Annotated in this window: 19 protein-coding genes; 14 read left to right on the top strand and 5 right to left on the bottom strand. The window is 53.6% G+C overall.

Annotated features, from left to right (window positions below):
• Positions 1-88: 88 nt before the first annotated feature.
• On the bottom strand, positions 89-829 hold the full coding sequence (locus Enr10x_RS16405; RefSeq protein ID WP_145450718.1) for an alpha/beta hydrolase: 741 nt from the start codon (positions 827-829) through the stop codon (positions 89-91).
• A 353-nt stretch (positions 830-1,182) separates the two neighbouring features.
• On the opposite strand from Enr10x_RS16405, the gene Enr10x_RS16400 reads away from it, so the two are divergent.
• Both Enr10x_RS16400 and Enr10x_RS16395 read left to right on the top strand, forming a co-directional pair.
• Positions 1,183-1,956, top strand: coding sequence for a hypothetical protein (locus Enr10x_RS16400; protein WP_145450717.1), 774 nt, complete (start codon positions 1,183-1,185; stop codon positions 1,954-1,956).
• Between the two features lie 97 nt (positions 1,957-2,053).
• Positions 2,054-2,515 carry a YiiD C-terminal domain-containing protein gene (locus Enr10x_RS16395; protein WP_197997246.1) on the top strand — a complete coding sequence of 154 codons (462 nt, stop codon included), beginning with the start codon at positions 2,054-2,056 and terminating at the stop codon, positions 2,513-2,515.
• A gap of 7 nt (positions 2,516-2,522) precedes the next feature.
• Here the strand turns inward: Enr10x_RS16395 and Enr10x_RS16390 are convergent, their stop codons facing one another.
• Positions 2,523-6,041, bottom strand: coding sequence for a mechanosensitive ion channel domain-containing protein (locus Enr10x_RS16390; protein ID WP_145450715.1), 3,519 nt, complete (start codon positions 6,039-6,041; stop codon positions 2,523-2,525).
• A gap of 559 nt (positions 6,042-6,600) precedes the next feature.
• Here Enr10x_RS16390 and Enr10x_RS16385 point away from each other — a divergent pair.
• The 3 genes from Enr10x_RS16385 to Enr10x_RS16375 all read left to right on the top strand — a co-directional run bounded on the left by Enr10x_RS16385 (position 6,601) and on the right by Enr10x_RS16375 (position 11,761).
• Entirely contained in the window at positions 6,601-7,011 is a 411-nt protein-coding gene (locus Enr10x_RS16385; protein WP_145450714.1) for a hypothetical protein, read from the top strand.
• A 122-nt stretch (positions 7,012-7,133) separates the two neighbouring features.
• Positions 7,134-8,594, top strand: a complete 1,461-nt coding sequence (locus tag Enr10x_RS16380) for an efflux RND transporter periplasmic adaptor subunit (RefSeq protein ID WP_145450713.1) — start codon at positions 7,134-7,136, stop codon at positions 8,592-8,594.
• Between the two features lie 62 nt (positions 8,595-8,656).
• Positions 8,657-11,761: an efflux RND transporter permease subunit gene (locus Enr10x_RS16375; protein ID WP_145450712.1), complete on the top strand. Its 3,105-nt coding sequence runs from the start codon at positions 8,657-8,659 to the stop codon at positions 11,759-11,761.
• Positions 11,762-11,783: 22 nt separating this feature from the next.
• On the opposite strand, the gene Enr10x_RS16370 is transcribed toward Enr10x_RS16375, so the two are convergent.
• The 3 genes from Enr10x_RS16370 to Enr10x_RS16360 form a co-directional block, all read right to left on the bottom strand.
• Entirely contained in the window at positions 11,784-12,476 is a 693-nt protein-coding gene (locus tag Enr10x_RS16370) for a response regulator transcription factor (RefSeq protein WP_145450711.1), read from the bottom strand.
• A gap of 832 nt (positions 12,477-13,308) precedes the next feature.
• Positions 13,309-13,596 (bottom strand): transcriptional regulator, encoded by a 288-nt coding sequence (locus Enr10x_RS16365; protein ID WP_145450710.1) that lies wholly within the window; start codon positions 13,594-13,596, stop codon positions 13,309-13,311.
• Between the two features lie 141 nt (positions 13,597-13,737).
• Positions 13,738-13,920: a hypothetical protein gene (locus tag Enr10x_RS16360; RefSeq protein WP_145109974.1), complete on the bottom strand. Its 183-nt coding sequence runs from the start codon at positions 13,918-13,920 to the stop codon at positions 13,738-13,740.
• Between the two features lie 454 nt (positions 13,921-14,374).
• Here Enr10x_RS16360 and Enr10x_RS16355 point away from each other — a divergent pair, with 454 nt between their 5' ends.
• The 9 genes from Enr10x_RS16355 to Enr10x_RS16315 all read left to right on the top strand — a co-directional run bounded on the left by Enr10x_RS16355 (position 14,375) and on the right by Enr10x_RS16315 (position 24,928).
• A complete protein-coding gene (locus tag Enr10x_RS16355; RefSeq protein ID WP_145450709.1) occupies positions 14,375-15,139 on the top strand; it encodes an IclR family transcriptional regulator in 765 nt (254 codons plus the stop codon).
• Entirely contained in the window at positions 15,136-18,096 is a 2,961-nt protein-coding gene (locus Enr10x_RS16350; RefSeq protein WP_145450708.1) for a PSD1 and planctomycete cytochrome C domain-containing protein, read from the top strand. The genes Enr10x_RS16355 and Enr10x_RS16350 overlap by 4 nt, the downstream gene beginning before the upstream one ends.
• Positions 18,097-18,099: 3 nt before the next feature.
• Positions 18,100-19,518, top strand: a complete 1,419-nt coding sequence (locus Enr10x_RS16345; RefSeq protein WP_145450707.1) for a DUF1501 domain-containing protein — start codon at positions 18,100-18,102, stop codon at positions 19,516-19,518.
• 111 nt (positions 19,519-19,629) lie between these two features.
• Positions 19,630-21,942: an ethanolamine ammonia-lyase subunit EutB gene (gene eutB / locus Enr10x_RS16340; RefSeq protein ID WP_232093030.1), complete on the top strand. Its 2,313-nt coding sequence runs from the start codon at positions 19,630-19,632 to the stop codon at positions 21,940-21,942.
• Between the two features lie 163 nt (positions 21,943-22,105).
• The gene (locus tag Enr10x_RS16335) at positions 22,106-22,771 is read left to right on the top strand and encodes a hypothetical protein (protein WP_145450706.1); all 666 of its coding nucleotides are present in this window, start codon (positions 22,106-22,108) and stop codon (positions 22,769-22,771) included.
• An 8-nt stretch (positions 22,772-22,779) separates the two neighbouring features.
• Entirely contained in the window at positions 22,780-23,127 is a 348-nt protein-coding gene (locus Enr10x_RS16330) for a hypothetical protein (RefSeq protein ID WP_145450705.1), read from the top strand.
• Between the two features lie 157 nt (positions 23,128-23,284).
• Positions 23,285-23,623 (top strand): hypothetical protein, encoded by a 339-nt coding sequence (locus Enr10x_RS16325; RefSeq protein ID WP_145450704.1) that lies wholly within the window; start codon positions 23,285-23,287, stop codon positions 23,621-23,623.
• Between the two features lie 14 nt (positions 23,624-23,637).
• A complete protein-coding gene (locus tag Enr10x_RS16320; RefSeq protein ID WP_145450703.1) occupies positions 23,638-23,940 on the top strand; it encodes a hypothetical protein in 303 nt (100 codons plus the stop codon).
• A 532-nt stretch (positions 23,941-24,472) separates the two neighbouring features.
• Positions 24,473-24,928, top strand: coding sequence for a hypothetical protein (locus Enr10x_RS16315; protein ID WP_145450702.1), 456 nt, complete (start codon positions 24,473-24,475; stop codon positions 24,926-24,928).
• The last annotated feature ends 3 nt before the right edge of the window (positions 24,929-24,931 follow it).

The raw sequence follows: 24,931 nt of genomic DNA, 5'->3' as shown, positions 1-24,931 counted from the left end.
GCTGGGTGTATTATGTCCTGAGAAGGGATCAGTCTCAATACAAGGCCGTTTCAAATAAAGGGTTTCCGCAGATTAACCTGTTCTTCATTCAAAGACTGCTCGTCAGATCAGCAAGCAGACTGCCAAATTTCTCCAGGGCCGGCTCAGGGATCGTGTGTGGGCCCATGAATTCCGTGAAATCGACCGAAAATTCCCGCTGTTCCAGCATCTCTTTCAGCCAGATGGCCCCCTCGAACGGCAGGATCGGGTCCTGCTTGCCATGACTCTGCTGGATTGGAAAGCGGGGGGACTGTTCTGCCAGCGAACCCCACCTTTGTTCACAGAGCAGTGTTCCTGACCAGATCGTCAGGGCTGCGGGGGGCTCCGGCAGCTGTAACGCCACTTCAGTAGAGACCATGGAACCCTGGGAAAAACCGGCGAGTACACAGCGGGAAAGCGGAAGTCCGGCATCCTGCAAAAGTGCATCGAGCATGTCCCGAAACTGTTGGCCGGCCTCGACCAGGCCCTCAGGCGTCTCATTACGCTGGTCCCGAATGGTTCCCGAGGCGATCGCAGCATTCAACGCGGCGACATCGAGCATCCACCAGGCACGGCCTCCGGGAATCCCCATTTCGAGCAAAGAGAGCGGTGCGGCGGGGAAGACGAACTGAACTTGAGATGCCAGATCAGAATTCCGTCGGAGAATTTCCGGACCGAGGGGGACCAGATCGTCGCCGGGAGCGCCAAATCCGTGCGAGACGACCGCGATCAGTTTCGGTTTCGTCTGATCGGGTAACTGATCATAGATCTGGCAGCTGAGCGAACCGAAAGTTCGTGTTGTGAGAGTCATGGGATTCCAGTTGATTCAGATAGGAAGCATAAAAGAAGTTGTGAGTGATTGATTTACCGCACTGATTGTGTCTGCGCGAGGTGATTTATTCAATCGCGCCACCTGTTGCAGGAATCAATTTGTGGTGATTGTCATCGAAACCGCATCACAGACCTTTCCGTTTCGAGGTGCATAGGACGGCCAGAAAATAATCCACTGGGAGTAAGTCACTGTATTGAAACAGCTTATTACAGTGACTTTGTATTGCCGCAGGTTCTGGAACGGGGTTTGCGTTTCCTTCAGAATGCACACTGATTGATGCAGGTGTCCTGCAGGGCCGAGGTTTCTCAGGATCTGAACGAAGGAGAATCACGATGTTTCAGCGCACAAAACTTTGGGGAATCATCATACTACTGGTGGGACTGTGGGTCATACAGCAGAGGGGGCTGTATGCCCAGTCGCCAGGAGTGGAAGCTCTGGGGGGGCGCTTGAATCGTGATTCGTTTCAACTGAGCCGAGAGATCCGGACCCGGTTCCGGGGAATCCGCGGACAACGAGTGTTCTTCTCCAAGGCTCTGGAAATCCACCAGATGGCAGATGACATTCAACGGATGATCATCCTGAAAGCACCGGTGCAGGGGATGGATCAGGCGCTGGTGGATCTGGAACTGCTGGTCTCCGATCTGGAGCAGAGCCTCAAGTCGGCCCGGCTGCCGGTTTTGACCAGTCCGGTGATTAAGCCTACCGGGCCCAACGGATATGTGTTCTATGGAGGGAACGGGTACCCGGATCCCTGTTTTCGCTGCAACGGATTTCCGTATCAGATGATTCCCGAGCAGAGCCTTCAGGAAGTGTTCGGCACATTGCAGGAGATGCAGACTTCGATCCGGAAACTGCAGGCACATTATGCACCTCCTGTTACGGCTCCGGAGAAAAGGATTTTTCCGGTGCCGGGAGCGGGGAGAGACACTGGACTGCCACCGGCTTTTCCATCAAACCGGCCCCGGCCCGTTCAACCGGGGCGCGATTCCGGCTGGCAGCCCGCGCGGAAAACGGCGCCCGTCTTTCCCCCGGCACCAAAACAGCAAACATCTCCACCAGCCGTAAAAGGACCGGAATTTCTGCCTCCGCTACCATCACCAGAGTGAGTACGTGTTCGCTGCAGTAACGCGGGCACTTGTGTTTTCGGAGTCGATGCGTCAACATGCTTCCTGGCTGACGATTGTTTTATCAGGGACAGGATGCATGCTCGAATATGATGCTGAGGAAGTGACGGCTTATCTGCACCAGCATATTCCCATTACCCGTGCCATGCAGTTACAGGTACTTCCTCCAGAGGCAGAAAAACTCAGACTGACGGCCCGCCTGGCGCCCAATCTGAATCATCAGGAAACCGCGTTTGGAGGCAGCATTGCCAGCATCGGAATCCTGGCAGGCTGGACCCTGATCCATCTGCGTTTGCGAAGCGATCAGCGGCGTCACCAGATCGTGATTCAGAAAAGCGAAATCGACTTTCTCCGTCCGATCGAAGCCGATTTTGCAGGCGAATGCCTGCTGCCGACCGAATCTGACTGGGAACCGTTTCTGACCTGCCTGGAGCGCAAGGGCCGCGCCCGCATCGAACTGCTGCCCCAGGTGACCGTCAACGGCAAAATTGCCGCGACGATCAAAGGGCTGTTCGTGGCACGCGTGCTGTCAGATCATTGAGGTCCTGTCAGCTCGCTTCCGGAGTTTCAGGCGAAGCCGATTCTGTGGCCGGCGGTATCGGTGGGGTGACCATTTCGGGTTTGTCGCCGTAATACAGATGCACGTCCCGCTGAGGAAAGGCGATTTCAATCCCCGCTGCGTTGAACTGCTCGTGAATCGATGTATGAATCTGGTGAATCGAAAGTAATCTGTTTTCGAGATCAGGCAGGTACGCTCTGAGGATCAGATTCAGCGTGCTGTCGCCAAACGATTCGAAGGTGATACTCGGAGCGGGATCTTCCAGAATCATCGGATGTTCTTTCAGGATCTTCATTGCCAGATCGGTCGCCTCGTTGGTATCCGTGCCATAAGCGACTCCGACCGTAATCGTCACGCGGTTGACCGAATCTGTCAAAGTCCAGTTCAACAGTTTACCGGTAATAAAGTCCCGGTTGGGCACGATGTATTCTTTACGGTCCCAGTTCGTAATGGTGGTCGCCCGCATTCGGATGCGGGAAACGATGCCTGTAATTTCATCGACGGTGATAATATCCCCGACACGGATCGGCCGTTCGATCAGCAGAATCAGACCGGAGACAAAGTTGGCGAAGATTTCCTGCAAACCGAAACCGAGTCCGAAGGTCAACGCGGTCGCCAGCCATTGCAGTTTTGACCAGCCCAGTCCCAGCGCATTGAAGACGACAAAAATCCCAATCAGCGCAACAATGTACCGGGCAAGACTGGTCGTGGCATATTTCACCGAAGAATCCAGGGGCAACCGCTGAAGCACCAGAAATTCCAGCAGACCGGGAATATTTCGAGTAGCAATCACTGCGAACAGGGCGTAAATCATCGCCAGTGCCAGATCCAGATAGGTGACCGGTTCCAGACGCTCGATAATACTCTGAGTCAGATTGCCATTAGTGTCTTTCTCCTCCTGGACGACCTGGACCTGAGTAGACCAGAGTTTGAAGGTGTCCAGCCGATTGAAGGCCGGCATGACATCGCCCCAGATTCCGAAGGCGCCTACCAGCAGTATGACCAGCATGCCGGCGTTGACCAGGCGTTTGATCTGGGCGGATATTTTGGTCAGGTCGGCCGGATTTTCTTCTTCGGTTGTAATACCCAGGAGGTTGGATTCAGGAGCCGATTCCCTGGTTTCATTACGGAGTGCCTCCAGGCGTTCCTGGTTCTGTTTGTGACTCAACTGGCGGTGGTGGATCAGGATCCAACGCAACAGAATGGCGCGGAACAGGATCACGCCCAGGAATAACCAGAGCGTCAGGAAAATCAGGTGGAACAAGCTCATGGCGGTGAAGTAGAACCCGATCAGTGAGAGTATGATCAAGGTGCAGGGAACGGCCAGCGCCAGAAAATAGACAAGGTATTTCAGGCGGTCGTACCAGACTTCCTGGTTGTAATTCATGATTGACTGGAAGAGTCCGGAGCGGGGATGGAACACCCGACGGGCAAAGACAGTGTAGGTGACCAGTAGTGCCACGAAGAACAGTCGTTCGAGCAGGTCCTGAGTCCGATCGACTTCTTTCCCATGCAGCAATAATGTCACGAACAGTAACGGGAGTGAGACTGGAATCACCCAGCGGATGTTTTTTCTGACATAGAGAACCGTCTGTTTGTACCAGCCGAAGTGGGACTCTCCCAGACCCAGGGGCCGGCAGATCTGGCGAATCAATTCCCAGAAAAACAGCAGCCAGGCAACCTGCTTCAGACTGTAGTCGACCGCTTTGACAAAAGGCGGGGCATCGGGACTGCTGCCGATTCTCCAGGCAAAAAACCAGATGAAGCCCGGCCAGACAACTGCGATAAACAGGGTCAGAAATGCGACCCGTGCCGTAATCCCAAACTTGCGAAAGCTGCTGCGGATGATTTCTTTGTTAATGATCCGCAATTGCTGACGCACATTGTAAGCCAGGTACACCAGACTCAGAAAACAGAATAATCCGGTCGCATAAATCACGGGGTTCCTGATCAGATCGTCTTTCAGAGCCGAGAGTAACTGCTTCCAGTGTCGGGGAGAAAGCAGCCATTCCAGAGAAGACGGAATCTGCTTGGCTTCTGAAAAGGAAATGGGAGGAGAACTTTTGATCCAGAAAACCCGCTCCTGGATGTAATCCGCGTACTCTTCAGTCTGTTTGACCAGCTGGGTTTCTGCGACATCCAGGTCCATCAGCTTATTGAAATAGGCATTGTTGCTGCGGATGAGCGTGTCCAGATACTCTTTCTGTTTAGTCAGCGTCTCTTCGACAATCTTTTTAAGATTGGCTTTCTCGGTAGTGGAAAGTTTGCGCTTGTTATTATTGATGATTTGATCTGTGACGGTTTCCGGCGTGGGGAATTCCGACCATTCATCATCCAACTCAAACAGTTTGAGATGGACTTCATCGATTTCTTTAGCCCGTTTCTCAATGCTCTGTTTACGCGTCTCGACATTAGGCAGCGAGGACTGCTGGTTCCGCAGCAACAGTCCGATGGGACCGGTCAGGCCAATCGAAGTTTCTTTCTCCTTCGTCTGGGTAAACTGTTTTTTCAGATCTTCCAGGATTTTACTGGTCTGGGAATACTTTTGATCGACTGTTTGAATCTTGAGATTCAGCGCCTGAATCTCCTCAGCATAACGCTGGTTTTTTTCAGCCAGGGGCTGCAGGAGCGGATTGGTTGCAAAGACTTCATCTCGCGCCTCCTGAACGCGCATTTCGGATTCAATATTACTACGCTTGATAATCTGTTTTTTGAGTGCTTCGACTTCTTCCGATTTCTTCTGTGTCTGCAGTTTTAAGAAGTCCTGTCTGGCGCGAGGGTAGCCAACGGCTTCTTCGGCTTCATAGGAGGCCTGCTCATTTTTCAGAGCTGGCTTTTCGGCCTTGAGCAGACTGATCCGCGTTTTCAGTTCGGTGATGCGGGCGTCGGTAACCACTGCCGGTTCATCGGCTGGGGCCGGAATCTTTAACTGTTTTTCCAGGTCGCTGATCTTGTCGTCTATCTCACCGACCCGGGTCAGAATCTCCTTTTGCCGATTTGTTCGACCCGCTATGGTTTCGTCCCAGCTTGTCTGTTGCTGCTTGAACTGTTCCAGGTTCGCTTCCTGTTCCACCAGCTGTTGCTGCAGTTTAGGCAGATCCTGCATGTGGCTGTAAGAAGGTGTGGGTTGTTTATTGAGCTTCTCAATCTCCTGTTTGACTTCATTCAGCCGCTGCATCGCATCTTTGGCATTTTTGGCAAAGACTGCAGCATTGTCCTGCGTCTCGGACGTCTTTTTGAGGTTCGCCAGTGCCTGACTGTAGTATTCACCGGCTTTTTTCTGGTTGTCCTCCGTCAGATCTTTGATGTTTTTGATCTGATCGATCCGCTTCTGGATCGACTCGGTGGTGAGAGCGGGCGTATCTGTTGTGGAAGCGGTATTCGGAGTGTCAGCGGATTGGGGTTTCTTGGGAACCTGGGCCTGAATCTCGAATGAAAGCCCTGACAGCAGAAGTAGATAGACAGCAAGGGGGATGAAGAACTTCCTCAGGTGAGAGCAACAGAACATGAGACGTTTATTTTCTTTACTTTTAAGTCTAATGAATAATGGACTTTCAATCCCTGGCGAGGGGTAACTTTTGCGCGGTGCTCAGTTTAGTAGTTCCAGGGGCATTTCGACAAGGTGGGATCTGGAACGTATGGTGAAATCACGTAATTCGGACAATCACGGTTGAATTTGAGGGCGGTATGCTAAACCAAGTCTGCTCGTCCTCACAGGCTGGAAGACGTGCCAGAGCGAAGTAAATGAAACGTCTTCGACTAGTCTTTTGGCTTGGGAATCTCATCTGATTCGACATGTCATCTCAAAATGGGGTGAGATTCAATGTCGAGTTGCAGAAGTTGGGAAGACTTGAGGATTAAGTACTTGACACTTTCACACATACACGTAAATAATAGTATGAGAATTGTTTAAGGACAATTTCCCGCCTGAAGCCCTGTTTATTTATCCGCTTCCTGAGTAGGCTTTTACTGTGCAAATTCACTCCACATTGATCGAATCCGAATCAAAACTGCATTGGTCAGCGCGTGTCATAATACGTGCCTGTCTGTTGCTGTCATTGTGGAGTTTGCCTTTTCCCTGGCTGCATCACCATGCTGCTTATGCAGCAACTGCGGGTGATGGCAGTTTGCTTCCCGTGCACCTCGATCAGTTCCATGCCGGTCAAGATGCCTCTGAGCAGGGCTGGCATCTGCACTATGTCTATCTGGGGGCCGAAGAAAGTAATGATCCGCTGAAGCAAAAGCTGCCTCCGCAACACTTTCTGATTCTGGGCGAAGCAAACAGCTCTCCGACCGCGGGGAGTGTGGTGGGACTGAGTCCGACTGAGCAGTTTCTGGCCGATCTTACTTTCTGCCAGTCTTCCAGTCATGTGATTGATGTGAATTCCGGGTTCAGGGCGCAACGACATGGCCCCCCAGGTTCCGCTTCTTGCTTAGCAAGATCACTTCGCGATCTCACCAGCGTCTCCCGCTGCTGAGTCTGTGTCCCCTGTGTCAACGTTATTCGTTTTGCGCTCAGGGTTATGCACAGTTGACTGCAGTCTGACACTGCACTGCGCATGATTCCTCTCTCATTTCCGCCGATTCGGGAGAAATTTTCATGAAATCGCGAGTTCTTACGATCCTGGTTATCCTGATTCTGATTGCCGGGACTGGATATTACTGGAAACAGCATCAGAAAGCTTCTCTTGAAGAGCAGGCTGCCTCTGATACCACACCCACAACAGAAGAATCAACTGAAGAACGTCCTTCTGAAGTCGCTCTCTCTGAAGAAAAACTGAAAAACATGCAGCTGACTGTGGCTCCCGTGAAACGTCAGCCTCTCAGCCAGATCCGCATGGTACCGGGACGGCTGAAGTACGACGACCGCAAACACGTCTCAATTAAAGCGCCCGCAGATGGTGTGCTGGTGGAGGTGCGGGTCAAGACGGGAGATGTCGTCAAAACCGGTCAGGTTCTGGCGGTGTTAAACAGCCCCGAAATCGGAACCGCACGCGCCGATCTGCTGCAGCGGACTGCAGAATATGAACTGGCGAAAAAACAGTACGACTGGAAAAGCGAGATCCAGAATAACGTGCAGAAACTGGTGGACGCGCTGCTCAGTAAACAGCCGATGGAGGAGATCGAGAAAGAGTTTAAAAACGAGAAACTCGGAGATTATCGTTCGCAGTTGCTCCCCGCTTATTCACGTTACCTGCTGGCGGAAATGATCAATGCAAAATCAGCACCCCTGGCAAAATCCGGGGCAATTTCCCTGCAGTCATTGAAAAAACGCGAAACGGAAATGCAGGACTCGCGGGCCGCATTGAAATCGCTGTGTGAACAGTCGATCTACGATGTCCGCCTCGAGCGTGATCGCGAACAGGCACGCCTCAATGACGCGGAACACCGTAAGACGATCAGCCGCCAGAACCTGGAAGCCCTGATGGGATCTGCTGTTGATCCCGGCAGTAAAGATCTGAAAGCGGCTGAGAAACTCTCGCGACTCGAAGTGATAGCGCCTTTTGGCGGTACCATTGAAGAACGTAACTATAGCCGGTCGGAACGGGTCATTCGTTCGGATGTCCTGTTTACACTGGCGCAGACCGACACACTCTGGGTCGCTGCCGATATTCGTGAATCAGACTGGGCTGCAGTTTCACTGGACGGCAGTCAGGATCTGAAAGTGAAAGTCAATGCCTATCCCGACGAGACATTCTCTGCGCGGTTGTATTATCTGGGGCGTTCGGTCTCGCCGGTGACCAATTCGGTCCCCCTGATTGCAGAGATCAAAAATCCGGAAGGGAAACTGCGTCCCGGCATGTTCGTGCAGGTCATGATTCCCGGCAAACAGAAGTCCGACGTGATCATTGTACCGGCCCGGTCTGTTTTGGATGACGCACAACAGGAATTTGTCTTTGTCAAAACTTCAGATCGTTCATTTCGACGTGTCGATATTCAGTCAGGTTTAAAAACAGAAGACTGGGTGGAAGTCCAGAATGGTCTCACAGAAGGCGAGCAGGTCGTGGAAGAGGGGGCATTTACCCTCAAGTCCGAACTGCTGCTGGAACGGGAAGAATAACGTTCCCGAGATCATTTTCACTTTCATATACCAACCCTGTTTTATGCTGAGGGAGTTTCTGAATGCTGTCCCGCCTGATTGAATTTTCGCTGGAGAACCGGTTTATCATTCTCGTGCTGACCTTTCTGATGGCAGCCGGTGGTATCTATTCCGCAATCCATTTACCCATCGACGCTGTTCCCGATATGACCAATGTGCAGGTGCAGGTCGTTACCGATGCCGGGTTTCTCTCGCCGGTGGAAGTGGAACGCTATGTGACCTATCCGGTCGAAATTGCCATGGGGGGGCTGCCGGCTGTCGAAGAAGTCCGCAGTGTTTCCAAATTTGGAATTTCAGTAGTCACGATCGTCTTTGAAGAGGGGACCGATATCTACTGGGCCCGGCAACTGGTCACGGAACGCATCGCGATTGCTGCTGCAGATATTCCCCCGGGATACGGTACACCTTTACTGGGACCACTGACGACGGCTCTGGGAGAAATTCTCCAGTTTGAGGTTCGCGGTGCAGATTATTCGCCTATGCAGCTCCGCACCATGCTGGAATGGGAGATTGCGCCCCGGATGCGTGAAGTGCAGGGAGTAACCGAAATTAATACCCACGGCGGGTACTATAAAACATTTGAGGTTCAACCCAACCCGGATCGACTGAACAGCTACGGAATCTCCATGGCGCAGCTCTTCAAACGGCTGGAAAATAATAACCTGATCGCCGGTGGTGGCTATGTTGTGCATAATCACGAACAGCGTTTCATCCGTGGGCAGGCCCTGCTCAAAAATGAAAAAGACATTGAAAATCTGGTCGTCAAACATGATCCCAACAGTACTCCGATTCTGGTGCGTGATATTGCAGATGTCAAAATTGCACCGATGACCCGCCAGGGAGCGGTTACCCGTGATGGTCGGGGAGAAGCGGTCACCGGGCTGGTGATGATGCTGATTGGGGAGAATTCTCGTGAAGTGGTCGCAGCTTCCAAGGAACGGTTGGCGGATATCCAAAAATCTCTGCCGGAAGGCGTCTCGCTGGAAATTACCTACGATCGTTCGGCTCTGATCAGCCGGACTCTGAAAACCGTACTCACCAACCTGATCGAAGGGGGGATCCTGGTGATTGTGGTCCTGCTGTTCATGCTGGGCAGCTTCCGTGCTGGCGTGATCGTGGCACTGGCCATTCCCCTGTCGATGCTGTTCGCTACGAATCTCATGGCGGCGACAGGTATTACCGCCAGCCTGATGAGTCTGGGAGCGATCGACTTCGGGTTGATCGTTGACAGCTCGGTGATCATGGTCGAAAACTGTATTCGCCGACTCTCCATGAATCAGTCGGGCAAGCCCTTCCGACAGGTCATTCGTGATGCCGCGATCGAAGTCCGAAAGCCGACCATGTTCGGTGAGTTGATCATTGCAGTCGTCTATCTTCCCATTCTGGCCTTGCAGGGGACGGAAGGAAAACTGTTCCGCCCGATGGCTTTGACGGTGTTGTTTGCTCTGGCAGGATCGCTGGTACTTTCACTGACGCTGATGCCGGCCCTCGCCTCGCTGGCACTGCCCAAGAAAATGTCAGAGAAAGAAATCTGGCTCATTCGCTGGGTGAAATGGATCTATCGCCCCATGGTCAGTTGGACGATTCGTCGACCGGTACTGACCGTCGCGATCGCACTCCTGGTATTTCTGGTCAGTCTGCCGGTTGGCTGGAATCTGGGGGCGGAATTCATGCCCCGCCTCGAGGAAGGGGACCTGCTGGTGGAAGCCGTTCGCCTCCCCAGCGCGACGATTGAAGGTTCCGTGGAAATGTCGACGCAGATCGAAAAAGTGCTGGTCAAGTTCCCTGAAGTCAAAACCGTATTCTGTAAAACGGGTCGCCCTGAAATTGCCAACGATGTGATGGGGGTTCACCAGACAGACGTCTGGGTCATTCTCAAGTCACCATTGGACTGGCCCGAGCCAAAGACGCGGGATGAATTAATCGAAGAAATGTCTGACGCACTGAATTCGCAGGTGCCGGGCGTGGCGTTCGGGTTTACACAACCGATCGAAATGCGCGTGGACGAACTGGTGGCGGGCGTCAAGGCAGATGTCGCTGTCCTGCTGTATGGGGATGAACTGGATGTTCTCAGCAGTAAAGGAAAAGAAATAGAACGTGTCTTGAAAAAAGTTCCCGGTGCTGTCGATGTCAAAGCCGATATCCAGTCTGCTTTGCCTACGATCCGGATTGAACCCCGCTGGGAAGTCCTGGCACGTTACGGGTTAGATGCCAGCGATGTCATGGATGTCGTTTCCTCTCTGGGGGGACACCCGGTCGGTTTGATTTTTGAGGGACGCGCCCGCTTCCCGATTATTGTCCGCATACCTCAGAAATGGCGGGAACAGGTCAGGCTGCTGGAACAGATCCCCGTCACAGATGGGACGGGAAAACCGGTCCCGCTGCGCGAACTGGCTGAGATCGAATTTGAAGAGACTCCACCGACAGTGGAGCACGAATCAAACCGCCGACGAACATTCATCCAGGCGAATGTCAGAGGCCGCGATGTGGCCAGCTTTGTCTCGGATGCTCAGCACGCTGTGGAAACGCAGGTGCAACTTCCCGATGGCTATGAGATTCGCTGGGGCGGCGATTTTGAAAACCTCCAGTCCGCCAGCAAGCGCCTGGTCATCATTACTCCGATCGTGCTGCTGCTGATCTTTCTGCTGCTGCATACGACTTTCCGGTCCGTTCGACTGGCGCTGTTGATCTTTCTGGCGGTTCCGATGGCGGCTTCGGGGGGAATTTACGCACTGGCACTCCGCGAAATGCCCTTCAGTATTTCAGCCGGGGTCGGGTTTATCGCACTGTTTGGTGTGGCGGTATTGAATGGTCTGGTCTGGGTCAGTGCAGCTGAGAATCTCAGGCTTCAGCAACGCGTTCCGATGCAGGATGCGACTTTCCAGGCAGCCATGGCGCGCTTGCGGCCTGTGTTGATGACGGCGATGGTAGCCAGTCTCGGGTTCCTGCCGATGGCACTGTCCACCAGCGACGGGGCCGAGATGCAGCGTCCGCTGGCCAGCGTGGTGATTGGCGGTCTGATTACGTCAACCCTGTTGACGTCGATGGTCGTCCCTGCCATTTACCCCTGGTTTGCTCCCAAATTGAAACAAGAAGAGGAGGAGGCAGGCAGTCAGGAGCAGGAATGATTCCCGGCTAACACGCTGGGGATTATTCCTGCAACTGGCATTTGATTTCTGCAACGACATTATCTGTGGTCAGGTACTGTTCAATGATCTGTGCTTTGGTAATCAGTTTGGCCAGATCAATGACGTTGTCAACCTCCAGTTTGTTGATGATCGCTTTTCTGCGCATGACCACGGTCCGGGCAGAAAGATCCAGCTGATGGCTGATACTTTTGTTGGAAAGCCCTTTCAAGAGCAGACGCATGACTTCGGATTCCCCCTCGGTCAGTCTGCTCTCTTTGCTATGGTATTCCAGCAGCCAGCGGCGGGCAAAGCGTTGTTCTGCATTTAACAGGATGGCTGCGATCACATGATCCCAGAGTTCCTGTTCCGCATAGGGTTTCTCCAGAACCGTCAATGCCCCTTCGGACATGGCAGAGACAGTGGTCGTCACATCCACAAAAGCAGACAGGATGATCAGAGGGATTTCGTATCCCTCTGATTTCATTTTTCTCAGCATTTCGATGGCATTACTGCCCATCAGGCGTAAGTCTGCAATGACACACCCATTGATCCGATTATCGGTGCCAGAGAGGAATTCTTCGGCCGAAGTATAGGTGCAGGCAGTGAAGCCCATGCTACTGATCAGATCTGCGATGGAAGTACAAACCCCTTCGTCATCATCGACAACATACACACGGGGCTCATAATCGGGCGGTAAGTCTAATTGATGTTTCATGTCTCATACTCACTCTCTAATTTACCACAGTCTTCATCACAGCGATGAATAAGACAGTTCCGCTGCCTTGCCATCCTGCGATCAGAACAATCTCAGTCTGGCCATGACAACAGGCCTGGCGATACTGTGAAACAGGTCATAACGTGATTAATCTTCGCTGGCCCTTGCTTCCTTGTTAAGGCTGGTCTCGTTAACAGAAACCAGGGCGCCGCATCTGGATAGAATCAAGTTACTGAGCTGGAGAATGAGAGCGGGTTTGATCGTTGTTTGCGATAAACGCAGACCACGCAAAACCGACGAAGCTTTCCGGGACAGTGAGCTCAGTCGAATCAGAGTGTTGGTGAAGGAAAACAGAACGGTTCCTTGAGTGGGGAAACTCCTACTCGTAGAACCAGTTTCAAGTTCGTCTTGTTGTGGCCGGTAAACATCAAAAAATATATTTCTGTTATGGGCACACATCTCGATACCTTCACCAGACATCATGATTCTGTTGCACAAACTAATTCTACCATTTACTTCGCGTTCATCCGGTTTTGTCGCAGGGAAACGGAGGAACTTTCGAATTCAATGCCATTTTGTATCCACCTGTGACGACTGTACGGTGTTTGTGTTCAGTCATATAATGATGGTTCGATTTGTTCCTGGCTTCGATTTGGTAGAAACACTAAGGCTCTAATGAGTCAATTCTACAGAAGTAAGTCAGTGAAAACCCTCCACAAGTAAGAGGAAGATTTCAACCTGCTTTCAGGTAACTTCGGCCTGAGATCAGCCTGACCACTCTAAACAAGATATACTGACATAGTTGGTCATTTTTGGCATTTCCTGCCAGACACTATTGCAGCTCTTTGAGTTGAGCGATTGCAGAATCCCGCTCCGCTTGCGTGACCTCCAGATCGAAGAGCAGGTATTTAACGTCCAGTCGCAGTTGGGCCAGTGTATCCGACATCAGGTTGACAATCTTGACCCGTTGACGTGAGTAGGTGACCACTTTGTGGTAACTGTCGAGCAAGTTCTGTTGATCAGGATGATCGAGCGCTTGCAGTCTGTTTCCCAGCGCAGCAAGCTCGTTCGGTAAATGGTTTGGAGTCTGCTGATTAAAGCGAAGTGTTTTCTGATACATGTCAGAATCCCCTTTCCGGCCAGTTGTCATGAGATGTTGATGCTGAAGTGCAGATTTTATTTCCGAGATAAAATCAGTCTTTCTGCAGGCCCGGTCTGAAGAAGTGCAGGGTTACTGATGTGCGTGACAGGTCCGTGGTACTCAACTGCTGCTGAATAACGAGTTCAGAATTCCCTGGGGCTGGCACTGTGAGGCTTCGACCCATTGGCAGCATTCCTGGAGTGTGCCGGTGAACTTCGGTTTCTGATCCACATAAACACTCCAGAGTTCATTCCGGACGATGGGAATTTTTTCTGACAGCTTTTCAATGATAAACTGATGCATGATGTGCTCCTTGAACAGGATTCGTCGTCTGAAATCGCATTGAATTGTGGAGACGACTTGAATTGACTCTGTATCAAGTTTAAACCCCATCTGGAAAACAGCATTGTGAATCAAAGGCAAACTCGGTTTCTTGGACTGCATGATAAAGAGACGACGTTTCTCTTTCATGAAATTCAAAGCAACGCAAGTGCGCCTGAATGCAAAATCAGGTCAGTTCGCTTCACCAATTAAAGATTGAACACATTTTGAACTGACGATATTCACTATTTTGATCTGTTTCTCTGTATTAAGCCGGGTTCAGGCCCGGATGCAGACTCAGGAAATTCAGCTTATTTTCTGGACCGGAACCCTGAAATCAACGATGATGGATTTGATTTGGGAAACGGAGTCTGTTACTCTGGTGTGACGCGTTATGTATATGTGACAGTCAGGGCCTGGTAAAGAAGGGCTGGAAATGAGTACTGCTACGACGAGTGTTCCCGCGCTGGAACGGGGGCTGGATGTCCTGGAACTGCTGAATCAGGTGCCTGAGGGACTGGGGATCAGCGAACTGGCGACCCGGCTGTCGCTCAACAAGAATGCCGTGTTTCGCATTACGCACACACTGACCGATCGCAATTACCTTGAGCGTGACCCCGTTACCAAGCGGTTCCGACTCTCAACCCGCCTGCTTTCGCTTGGACTTCCCCAGGTGGGCGATGTCAGTCTGGTCGAAGTCGCCTTGCCGGTGATGCGCGAATTGCGCGATGCGACCCGCGAAACCGTGCAGCTGGGAATCGGGGTTGGAGATGAAGGCGTGATCATCGAACAGGTCAGTGGCCTGCATCCGCTCCGCATCGCCGTCGATATCGGCCTCCGCTTCCCCCTGCATAATAACGCACCGGGCAAAGTCATCCTCGCCAGCCAGTCTCCCCGTGAACGGGCCGCGACACTGACCAGGATTCCTTTAACTGCGGATACTTCCCGCACCCTGACCGAGCCAGCAGCGCTGCAGTCAGAATGTACCCGGGTTTTGAATCGCGGTTATGCCACCGATTTTGCTGAAGCTGACGAAGGCATCCACTGCGTCGCGGCCCCCGTGACAGGCAATGAGGGACAACTGATCGCGGTCCTCTGGGTCTCTGCACCTGCGAAGCGCCTTCCCAAAAGCATGTTTGCCAGTCTGGGGAAACAGGTTGTCGACAGTGCTGCGCAGATCAGCGGAGGATTGCAGCCATGAAGGTATTTCGATTTGCCTGCCTGCTGATTCTGTGTTTATGTGCCCGACACTCGCTCCAGGCTGACGGTGATCAGTTCTTCCGCGAAGCGGTCGAACCCATTCTGAAACAGCACTGCTATGACTGCCACTCCCACACAGCCGGCGTCATGGAGGGAGATCTGACGCTCGACTGGCAGAGTGGGTGGAAAAACGGCGGATCGCGTGGCCCCGCGATTGTACCCGGTCAACCGGAGCAGAGCCTGATCATCAAAGCGGTCCTGCACACCGACCCCAATCTGAAAATGCCCGATGAAAAGCTGTCTGATCAACAGATCGCAATCCTCACAAAGTGGGTCCAGCAGGGAGCCCCCGATCCCAGAATCCAGAAGCCACAGGCAGATACCACGGCCGCCCTCGACTGGTGGTCGCTCAAACCACTCAACCGTCCGCCCGTCCCCGGAGCAGGAAATACGAATCCGATCGATGCCTTCATTCAGGATCGCCTGCGTCAGCAGGGACTCAAACCCGCACCCCCGGCAGATCGTCGAACGCTGATTCGCCGACTGATGTACGATCTCCACGGCATGCATCCCACACCCGCAGAAGTCGAAGCATTCGTCAACGATAAACGGCCAGGCGCGTACGCGCAACTTGTGGATCAACTGCTCGCTTCTCCCCGCTACGGAGAACGTTGGGCCCGCCACTGGCTGGACACGATTCATTTTGCCAATTCGCACGGCTTCGAACACGATGTCTTTCGTCCCCATGCCTGGCGCTTCCGTGACTATGTTATTGGGCGTTTCAATCAGGACATTCCCTGGGCCCGTTTCATCCGCGAACAACTGGCGGCCGACTCGTTCTATCCGGACGCATCCGAACTCACAGTCGCACTCGGCTTTCTGGGAGCGGGACCTTACGACCAGAGTGCTGCGGCCACCGCTCCCAAATCGTTTGAGTACCTCGATCGTGACGATCTGGTTACCCAGACCATGGGCGCCTTCGTCAGTACCACCGCCAACTGTGCCCGCTGTCATACTCACAAATTCGATCCGATCACCCAGTCCGACTACTTCGCCCTGCAGGCAGTCTTTGCCGGAGTCGGGAAGGGGGACGTCAGCTTTGATGCAGAACCCGCAGTGGCGCAGAATCGCAAAAAATGGGAATCGCTACATCAAGCCGCCCTCGCCAACAATGCCACGGTTCTCTTGAAACCTGAATACGCTCGGCTGGTCACAGAATGGGAACAGCAGCGTGGACCTGAACCAAAGTGGCACGTTCTTCAGCCGAAAACCTTCGTTTCGAACGGGGGCGCCGAGCTGAAGCGACAGCCGGATCAGTCCATTCTGGCCAGTGGACCAGCGCCCGAACAGGAATCCATTCTGGTCACCACTCAGCCAGAGCTCAAAACGATCACTGCCCTCAGACTGGATCTGTTAACTGACCCCTCGCTCCCGCACCTGGGACCCGGACGCGCTCACAACGGCAATTTGCATCTCAACGAAATTGAAATCCGCCTGTTCCCGCCAGACGCGAAAGAGGGACAGAAACTCGTTATCAGCCGGGCCACCGCAGATTTTAACCAGGCCGGCTGGACGATTCAGCACGCCCTCGACGGTAATCCCAAAACCGCCTGGGGCATCTACCCTAAAGTCGGCGTCGGCCATTATGCCGTCTTGGAATTGCAGTCCCCCTTGACTCTGGAACCGGGAACCCGCCTGGTTGTTTCTCTCAAGCAGGTACACGGCGGCGCGCATTTGATCGGTCGCTTCAAACTGAGTGTAACTGACGCTGCCCAACTCGATGTCATCGCGCTGCCAGAGGAAGCAGAAGCCGTCCTTAAAATTCCAGCAGATCAGCGTACGCCCGCGCAACAGACAACGTTAGCTGCCGTGATCCTGAAATACCGGGCCGAACAGGAACTGGCCCAACTCCCGGCCCAGGCAAAAGTCTATGCAGCCGCAGCGGAAGCAGCGAATGAACGGGGAATGGTGAAATTCGCTCAGCCCCGCGAAATCCATCTGCTGGCCCGGGGTAATCTGGAAAAGCCCCGCGGCGTAGTAGGGCCCGGAGCACTCTCTGCACTTCCCACACTGCCAGCCCGCTTCGATCAGCCGAATCAGCAACCGGAAGCCGCCCGTCGCGCCGCCCTGGCGGACTGGCTGGCCGACCCCAAAAACCCATTGACCTGGCGGAGCATCGCCAATCGCGTCTGGCACTATCATTTCGGCAAAGGAATCTGCGACACCCCCAACGATTTCGGTCGCATGGGAGGCACGCCTTCACATCCGGAACTGCTCGACTGGCTCGCCTGTGAACTCCGCGATCATAATGGCTCCCTGAAGCACCTGCATCGCCTGATCTGCAACAGCCAGACTTACCAGCAGTCCTCTGCGTTTCGTTCCGAATTGTCAAAGATCGATCCCGAAAATCGTCTGCTCGCCCGCTGGTCAAGGCAACGGCTCGATGCGGACAGTTATCGCGATGCCGTCCTCCGCGTCAATGGCACTCTCGACCTCACCATGGGAGGACCGGGAGTTCAGCAGTTCACACAGTCCCCCGGTCCCCAGGCGACCCCTGTGCTGCACTATGATCAGTTCGACCTCGACAGTCCTGGCGCATACCGACGGAGCATCTACCGTGTCGTCTGGCGCGGGATTCCCGATCCCCTGATGGACGCACTCGACTTCCCCGACCTGGGCCTGCTGGCGCCCGTCCGCGGCTTTTCCGCTTCGCCACTGCAGTCGCTCGTATTGTGGAATAATCGCTTCGTCCTCCATCACTCACAGAAACTGGCAGAACGGGCTCGCAAGGCACAGCCCATGATCCCGGATCAGGTCAGGCAGATCGTCCTCTGGGCCTGGCTCCGCGAACCGACAGAAGACGAACAGCGACAGTTGACCCAACTTGCGGAACAGCACGGCCTCGAAACCGTCGCCCGCCTGGTCTTGAACAGTAACGAATTTCTCTTTGTGGAGTGACCTATGCTGGAATTGCCTCTTTCGAGACGCGAACTGCTGACCCGCTCCGGCGGCAGCTTCGGTGCTGCTGCGCTCAGCTGGTGGCTTGGGCAGGATCTGCAGGCTGCTTCTGCGCCGGACTTCAATGGCGGCCTGCATCATCGTGCCAAAGCGAAACGCGTGATTCAGCTGTTCATGAACGGCGGCGCCAGCCCGATGGATACGTTCGACTATAAACCGGAACTCAAGCGCCTGCATGGGCAGAAGCTGGGCCCTAAAGAAAAACCGGAGGGCTTCACCGGCGCCGTCGGTGCCGTGATGCAGAGCCCCTTCGAATTCAAACAGCATGGCGCATGCGGACAATGGGTCAGTTCGGTCTTTCCACATCAGGCACAGATTGTCGACGACCTCGCCTTTCTGATGGCAATGACAACAAAAACCAACGTCCACGGCCCGGCCAGCTACATGATGAATACCGGCTTCATGCTCCCCGGCTTTCCCTGTCTTGGCGCCTGGGTTTCCTACGCGCTGGGGAATCTGGCCGACAATCTGCCGACCTTCGTCGTCCTCCCCGATACCCGCGGACTGCCTTACAATCAAAAGGGCAACTTCAGCTGTGGCTTCCTCCCCGCCAAACATCAGGGAACTCTGGTCAACGCCACCAGCAAAACGCCCATCCCGGATCTCTTCGCCGATTCTCAATACCAGTTCGCACAGGGGAAGGCCGACAAAGCGACCTTCGCGCTGCTCCAGCAGTTTAATCGTCAGCATGCAGCGACCCGCCCCGATGATTCCCGACTCGAAGCCAGGATCGCAGCCGGAGAACTTGCTGCGAAAATGCAGCTCAGTGCGCCAGAAGCCTTCGATCTTACCCGCGAAACCAAAGAGACGCACGCCGCCTATGGTCTGGATCAGAAAGAAACAGAAGACTTCGGTAGACGGGCGCTGCTCGCCCGGCGTCTGCTGGAGCGGGGGACTCGCTTCGTCCAGGTCTGGAGCGGTCCGCAGGGCGCTGTCAACAACTGGGACAATCACGGCAATATCAAAACCGAACTTCCCGCCATCGCCCGCAGCGCCGACCAGCCGATCGCCGCCCTGTTTCGCGATCTGAAAGCCCGTGGACTGCTGGAAGACACCCTTGTCATCTGGACCACCGAATTCGGACGCACCCCCTTCGCACAGGGGAGCGAAGGCCGCGATCACAACCGGGGCACCTTCGTCACCTGGCTCGCTGGCGCCGGTGTTAAAGCGGGCACCAGCTATGGGAAGAGTGACGATCTCGGCTACCAGACCGCTGAGGGAGCCACCTACTGTTACGATCTGCACGCCACCATCCTGCATCTGCTGGGCATCGACCACACCCGCCTCACCTTCCGTACCGCCGGCATCGATCGCCGTCTGACGGACGTGCACGGTCACGTGGTGCATGAGATTCTGTCCTGAGTTCGGTAATCCCGCTTGATAATTGATTTTTGACAGTGGTATGATCGACATTGGCAGGAGCGCGCTGGCTCTGTTAGCCGCATTCCGCGTTTCTTTCGAAAGGAAACCGCCGTGCAGTGGAACCGTCGTGATTTTGTACAGGCCATATTGGGAGCCCCCCTCGCGGTCACCGTCTCTTTGTCGCAGGCCAGACGTATCACCGCTGCCGAATCATCGAAAGCCACTGGCGTCTCGATTCCTGAAGTGAAAGACGGCGAAGACCTATTCGCTTACATTCAGCGTATCAAAGGCACGTTCGATCCCACGCTCTATCGCCAGTTGCTCGGTGCTGCCAATGACTTCAAGGAAGGCGATCAGTTCATCGGCGTCGCCGCTGTCGACGAACAGTCCCGCGAGAATGCCCGCCAGTTGCTCGCCGCCACCCGCATCGCTGACCTCAATGCCCATCCCGTCTTTGATGATCAGCTTAACAAGTACATCAACGCACAACACACAGACGCCGACCCGAGTTCGACTAACCTGACGCTCGGCCAACTGAAACAGCTGTTGCTCACCGCGGACGAAGCCACCATCAAGCAGGTCGCCCGTACTCTCTCCAGCGATGTCATCGGCTCCGTTGTCAAACTGCTGACCAATCAGGAACTGATTACCGTCGGCGCGAAAGTCTTCAATCCCTTGCCCGGCAGCCAGATCGGCGCGAAGGGCTACCTCGGGGCCCGCATTCAACCGAATTCGCCGACCGACAATCTGGACGACATCTTCTGGCAGGTCCTGGATGGCTGGTCTTACGCAGTCGGCGATGTCGTCCTCGGCACCAACCCGGTTTCCAGTGAACCCGAATCGGTGCAGGCTGTCGAACTGCAGCTTCGCGAAATCCTGGAAACCTTTGGCATCGCAGACATTCTCCCGCATTGTGTGCTTTCGCATATCGATGTCCAGGCCGAAGTCGAACGTCGCACGCCGGGAAGTACGGCTCTCTGGTTCCAGAGCATCGCCGGTTGCGACGCTGCCAATCAGACGTTCGATATCGATCTCAAAAAGATGCGCGACTACGCCCGCTCCCGTAACGGCAAATATGCCCTCTATTTCGAAACCGGGCAGGGGGCCGACTTCACCAACGGACACAGTCACGGCTTCGACATGGTGCTCCACGAATCGCGCAAGTACGGCTTCGCCCGTGCCCTGACCCACGAAGTCGCCGCCGCACAACAGCAGGCCGGCCAGGCTGTGGCTCCCTGGGTGCATCTGAATGACGTCGCCGGGTTCATTGGTCCGGAAGTCTTCCGCACGCGAGAACAGCTTGTCCGCTGCTGTCTCGAAGATATCGTCATGGGCAAACTGCACGGTCTGATGATCGGCCTGGATGTCTGTTCGACCCTGCACATGGATGTCTCGCTCGATGATCTTGACTGGTGCCTCGAACAGATCATGCCTGCCAACCCTGGCTACCTGATGGCCCTCCCCACCAAAATCGATCCCATGCTCGGCTATCTCACCACCGGCTTTCAGGACCATGTACGCATCCGCGAGAAATTCGGTTACCGCGTCAACGACTCCATGTGGGCCTTTTTTCAGCAGCTCGGCGTCATCGATTCCCAGGGGAAACCGACCGATCACTTCGGCGATCCGGTCTGGGTCTATCTGCAGTACCGCCGCAAGAAAGGGGATACGCGGCCAGAGCAGCGAATTCTCGACGAAGGGAATCGCCAACTGGCAGCCGTTCGCAAGCGAGGAGTGTTCCTCGCCACCGGTTTTGGCGGCAAACCCTCCGAACTGGCCCCCGATCTCAAACTCCACATCGATCGTATTTACCACGACGCCAAGCAGAGTATCTGGGCCGAACTGACCCCGGAATTCATCGCGACGCTCCCCGCATCGGTCCCCGTCAAAACACAGTCGACCAGCCGCAGCGAATACATTCTGCACCCCGCCACGGGTGAGCAACTCGCTCCCCAATCGCAGACCGCGGTCAAACAACTGCGCCAGCAGTACGATGGCATCTTTAACGTGCAGATCGTCATTTCCGACGGCCTGAACGCCCTCTCGATCATGGACGAAGGGCAGCTCGATCCGTACTTGAAAGAACTCCGTTCCCAGCTCAAAACGGCCGGCTTCCATCCTGCGGACCAGAACATCCTTGTGCAGTCCGGTCGCGTCCGCGCGGGCTATCGCATCGGAGAAACACTCTTCGGCGGACTGGACGGCAACCGAGCCATTCTGCACATCATCGGCGAACGTCCCGGCACCGGCCATCATACGTTTTCGGTCTATATGACATCACCTCCCGGTTCAGTCTGGGCCCAGCCAGGACAAGTCGACCACAACATCACCCGCGTCGTCTCCGGCATCGCAGCCACCGCTCTCAAACCGACCAAAGCAGCCCAGGATACCGTCCGTATTTTGCAGCAAATGAACCTGGGGTAATCCGCCCCCTTCGATGTCGTCATCATATAAACGATATCAAAAAAACTGATCGATAATGGTATTTTGACTGGCGTCTTGTATACTGCAATTCCCGCCAATGGATCGAATCTGATCTGATTTCCGTGATCAACTTATTCAACATGTGTACCAGGAATGAAATACCGTGAAGAAACAGCTGTGTGTAAAATGGTGTCGTTATGTGTTGATTGTCTCTGTCCTTTCTCTCAATGCGTGTGGTCAGGAAAATCAGACTGCACAGGAAACTCCGGCACCGGATACTAAACCCGTCGTAACCGATTCCACAATTCCGAAGGAACCAACTCCCTCAGAACCATCGGGGACTTCAGCCACGCCTGAATCAAAACCGAAAACCGCATCAGAGCATCCCCAAGAAAATGAGGTCCTTAACATCTCAGGCAAGCTCTATAAGACAAACGATAAACTGTTTATCATCTCTGCCGCCGAATCCAAGCAGACGGTTCCCCCAATGGAACAGACTCCCTTCAATGTCACGTTGAGGATTTCCAATAAAGGGCAGGAAGAGATGGTCTATCATTCCTGGACTCCCCTCGAATCAGACAACACTCCTGACGCAAAACGAGCATTTGTGGCAGATGACCAGGGAAATCAATATCCCATCATTCCAGCAATACAGGGACAACCGTATGAAGGCCAGGTCCGGGAAAAAACATTAAAACCCGGTGAAGCCGTCAAAGATCTGCTCCTCTTTTCCGAACTCAAGCCAGGCACGAAACGCATCGCACTCCACCTCCCCGGCAATGAGTTCAACGGTTACAAAGACCTGATCTTTCATTTTCAGCTGCCCTGAGCGGGATCATGTCTAATTACAAAAAAATACTGTTGCAAAAACTGACAGTCAACGGCTGGGAAATGATTTCTCAAAGCTCCGCTTGTGACTGGTGGCTGGAAAAATACTGGACGATCAAATCAGTCCAAAATCACTGGGGGCTGGAATTGCTCATCCTCTTTCTGGTTGATCCCCAATTCGAGGGACAAAACAAAAATCAGGGGGTCAGATCGATTGCAGTCACAACTGAGATGCCCCCCGACTGGATCGCTGCAGAGAACGGGCTCGCTTTGATAACCATTATCGGTAGTTTCGAGAAACAGGCAGATCAGCTTCTTGAAACCATTAATTATTACCGTAGTACTGCGACTGAATAAGAAATCAGACCTTACCTGCCATTTTCTCTCCCCAAAAAGAGAAATCTGAACATTTATGCCAATATTTCCTGATCTGTTTCGAATGACGCTCCGTTACAATACATGAGATTGTTTGTATTGCAACGAGTTCCGAATTCAGAATGAATCAGGGAGATAAATGATGGACGTCTTTTCAATGTTGATGCAGCTCTTTCCCTTTCTGTTCTTCTTTGCGCTCCTGTTTCTCCTGGGACGCGGTAAAACCTGTCCTTCCTGTCACAAACCGATGCCGGTATTTCAGTCACCGCTCACCAAATCCCGACGCCAGTGGTTGGTCGGCGGCTATCGTTGTCCGAACTGTGGCTGTGAGACCGATCTCAAAGGCAGGCAGGTCGCTGCCAGTACACTACCCGATCAGGGCGCACTGAAACTCGGCCTGGGTATGTTTATTGTCTGTATCGTGATCTCTCTGCTGCTGACCTCTGTTCCGCTGCTGATACTCCTGATGCGAGCTTGAACACGACACGGATTATGATGCAAGATAAAGAACCTCCCTCCTGGATCGGCCCTGTGCTGCTCTGGTCGCTCTGTGCTGCGGTCCTGGGCTACTTTCTGTTTTCTTTTGCTGTGCTGGAAGCCGCCAATCGATATTCTAACCAGCTGTTTCTGGATTTAAGAGGCCGCACCATGGCCAATCCACGCTGGGAACCCTGGTGGGGCTCAACCCTCTTTTTCTGGGCCTGTTTCTATTCTGCAATTGTTCATGGGACCTTGGTGGGACTGATCACCTATGTCATTCATACTAATTACGCGCGTAGAAAGAACAGCAAGTAACGATGCTCGTTAGAGAGATGATTCACACCCTCCTGACTTTTTTGATAATGCTGATCTTGTTCTCCCCCTTAATCGCTTATCTTTTCTACAAGGTCAAACAAGCCCGGGGGAAATTTTGTCCTTCCTGCGGAACACCTTTGTCCCCCTTTCAACATCCTGCTTCTAAAACCGTTCAACAGTGGAAAGAGGGCGGTTATCGCTGTCGTAATTGTGGTTGCCTGACAGACCTGAATGCCAATGAAATACCAGAGGGGTCCTATCCAAAACGTCGCACTCTCCTGATGGTTTTGGCGGTTCTTAACCTGATTCCGATGCTCTGTTTTCTGCTGCTGGTTCTCTTCTACCTGTTCTACGTGAAACCGAATGGGTGATGACAAGATATTTCTCTTTCCCTGCCCGTGTCGCATTGACTGCGTATTTTCTGTCACCGCACATTGAAATTCGCATTGGTGAATTATCGTTCCCAGACTAAAATCCCTGCTGATTCGACGTGAAGGTTTCGCTCCAGTTTCTGGCAATAGGGGAATTGAATATGCAACGTCTGCTGTTCCTGTTGGTCTTCGTAAGTCTGCCTGCACCACTTTGGGCCGCAGATCCGGCTCCCCAGGAAGATTATGATGTTCTGCAGGGAAAATGGATTCGTCAAAGTCAGGATTCCAAAGCGGGGCCGGTTACGATTGAGCAGGAAATAATGCCGAAACAGATCGTGATTAAAATCACCGATCGGAACGGGAAGCTCATCTATCAGCACAACGTCAAATACCGTCTGCAACGACTCGAAGATGTACGGTTACTGGTGTTTTCCGATCTCGAAGTACTCGTCGGCCAGCGAAAAGGCTTGAAACAGAAAACCCAGCAGCCCTGCATTTACCGCCTGAAAGGTGACCGGCTGTTTGTCACCGAAGGCATGGTCCAGGGAGACAGCTTTCCGCCGCTGATCCTCGTCTGGTGGAAGATGAAGCCACCACAGCCCGATACTACTCTTTAAGCT

Origin of the sequence: Gimesia panareensis (genome assembly GCF_007748155.1) — a bacterium.
GTDB classification, from domain to species: Bacteria; Planctomycetota; Planctomycetia; order Planctomycetales; family Planctomycetaceae; genus Gimesia; species Gimesia panareensis.
This window is presented reverse-complemented; position numbering and strand designations above follow the sequence as displayed.

Excerpts from the sequence above, each read along its gene's own strand:
- Enr10x_RS16405 (WP_145450718.1), bottom strand. The coding sequence starts at position 829 with ATGACTCTCACAACACGAACTTTCGGTTCGCTCAGCTGCCAGATCTAT.
- Enr10x_RS16400 (WP_145450717.1), top strand. The coding sequence starts at position 1,183 with ATGTTTCAGCGCACAAAACTTTGGGGAATCATCATACTACTGGTGGGA.
- Enr10x_RS16395 (WP_197997246.1), top strand. The coding sequence starts at position 2,054 with ATGCTCGAATATGATGCTGAGGAAGTGACGGCTTATCTGCACCAGCAT.
- Enr10x_RS16390 (WP_145450715.1), bottom strand. The coding sequence starts at position 6,041 with ATGTTCTGTTGCTCTCACCTGAGGAAGTTCTTCATCCCCCTTGCTGTC.
- Enr10x_RS16380 (WP_145450713.1), top strand. The coding sequence starts at position 7,134 with ATGAAATCGCGAGTTCTTACGATCCTGGTTATCCTGATTCTGATTGCC.
- Enr10x_RS16375 (WP_145450712.1), top strand. The coding sequence starts at position 8,657 with ATGCTGTCCCGCCTGATTGAATTTTCGCTGGAGAACCGGTTTATCATT.
- Enr10x_RS16370 (WP_145450711.1), bottom strand. The coding sequence starts at position 12,476 with ATGAAACATCAATTAGACTTACCGCCCGATTATGAGCCCCGTGTGTAT.
- Enr10x_RS16365 (WP_145450710.1), bottom strand. The coding sequence starts at position 13,596 with ATGTATCAGAAAACACTTCGCTTTAATCAGCAGACTCCAAACCATTTA.
- Enr10x_RS16360 (WP_145109974.1), bottom strand. The coding sequence starts at position 13,920 with ATGCATCAGTTTATCATTGAAAAGCTGTCAGAAAAAATTCCCATCGTC.
- Enr10x_RS16355 (WP_145450709.1), top strand. The coding sequence starts at position 14,375 with ATGAGTACTGCTACGACGAGTGTTCCCGCGCTGGAACGGGGGCTGGAT.
- Enr10x_RS16350 (WP_145450708.1), top strand. The coding sequence starts at position 15,136 with ATGAAGGTATTTCGATTTGCCTGCCTGCTGATTCTGTGTTTATGTGCC.
- Enr10x_RS16345 (WP_145450707.1), top strand. The coding sequence starts at position 18,100 with ATGCTGGAATTGCCTCTTTCGAGACGCGAACTGCTGACCCGCTCCGGC.
- Enr10x_RS16330 (WP_145450705.1), top strand. The coding sequence starts at position 22,780 with ATGTCTAATTACAAAAAAATACTGTTGCAAAAACTGACAGTCAACGGC.
- Enr10x_RS16325 (WP_145450704.1), top strand. The coding sequence starts at position 23,285 with ATGATGGACGTCTTTTCAATGTTGATGCAGCTCTTTCCCTTTCTGTTC.
- Enr10x_RS16320 (WP_145450703.1), top strand. The coding sequence starts at position 23,638 with ATGATGCAAGATAAAGAACCTCCCTCCTGGATCGGCCCTGTGCTGCTC.
- Enr10x_RS16315 (WP_145450702.1), top strand. The coding sequence starts at position 24,473 with ATGCAACGTCTGCTGTTCCTGTTGGTCTTCGTAAGTCTGCCTGCACCA.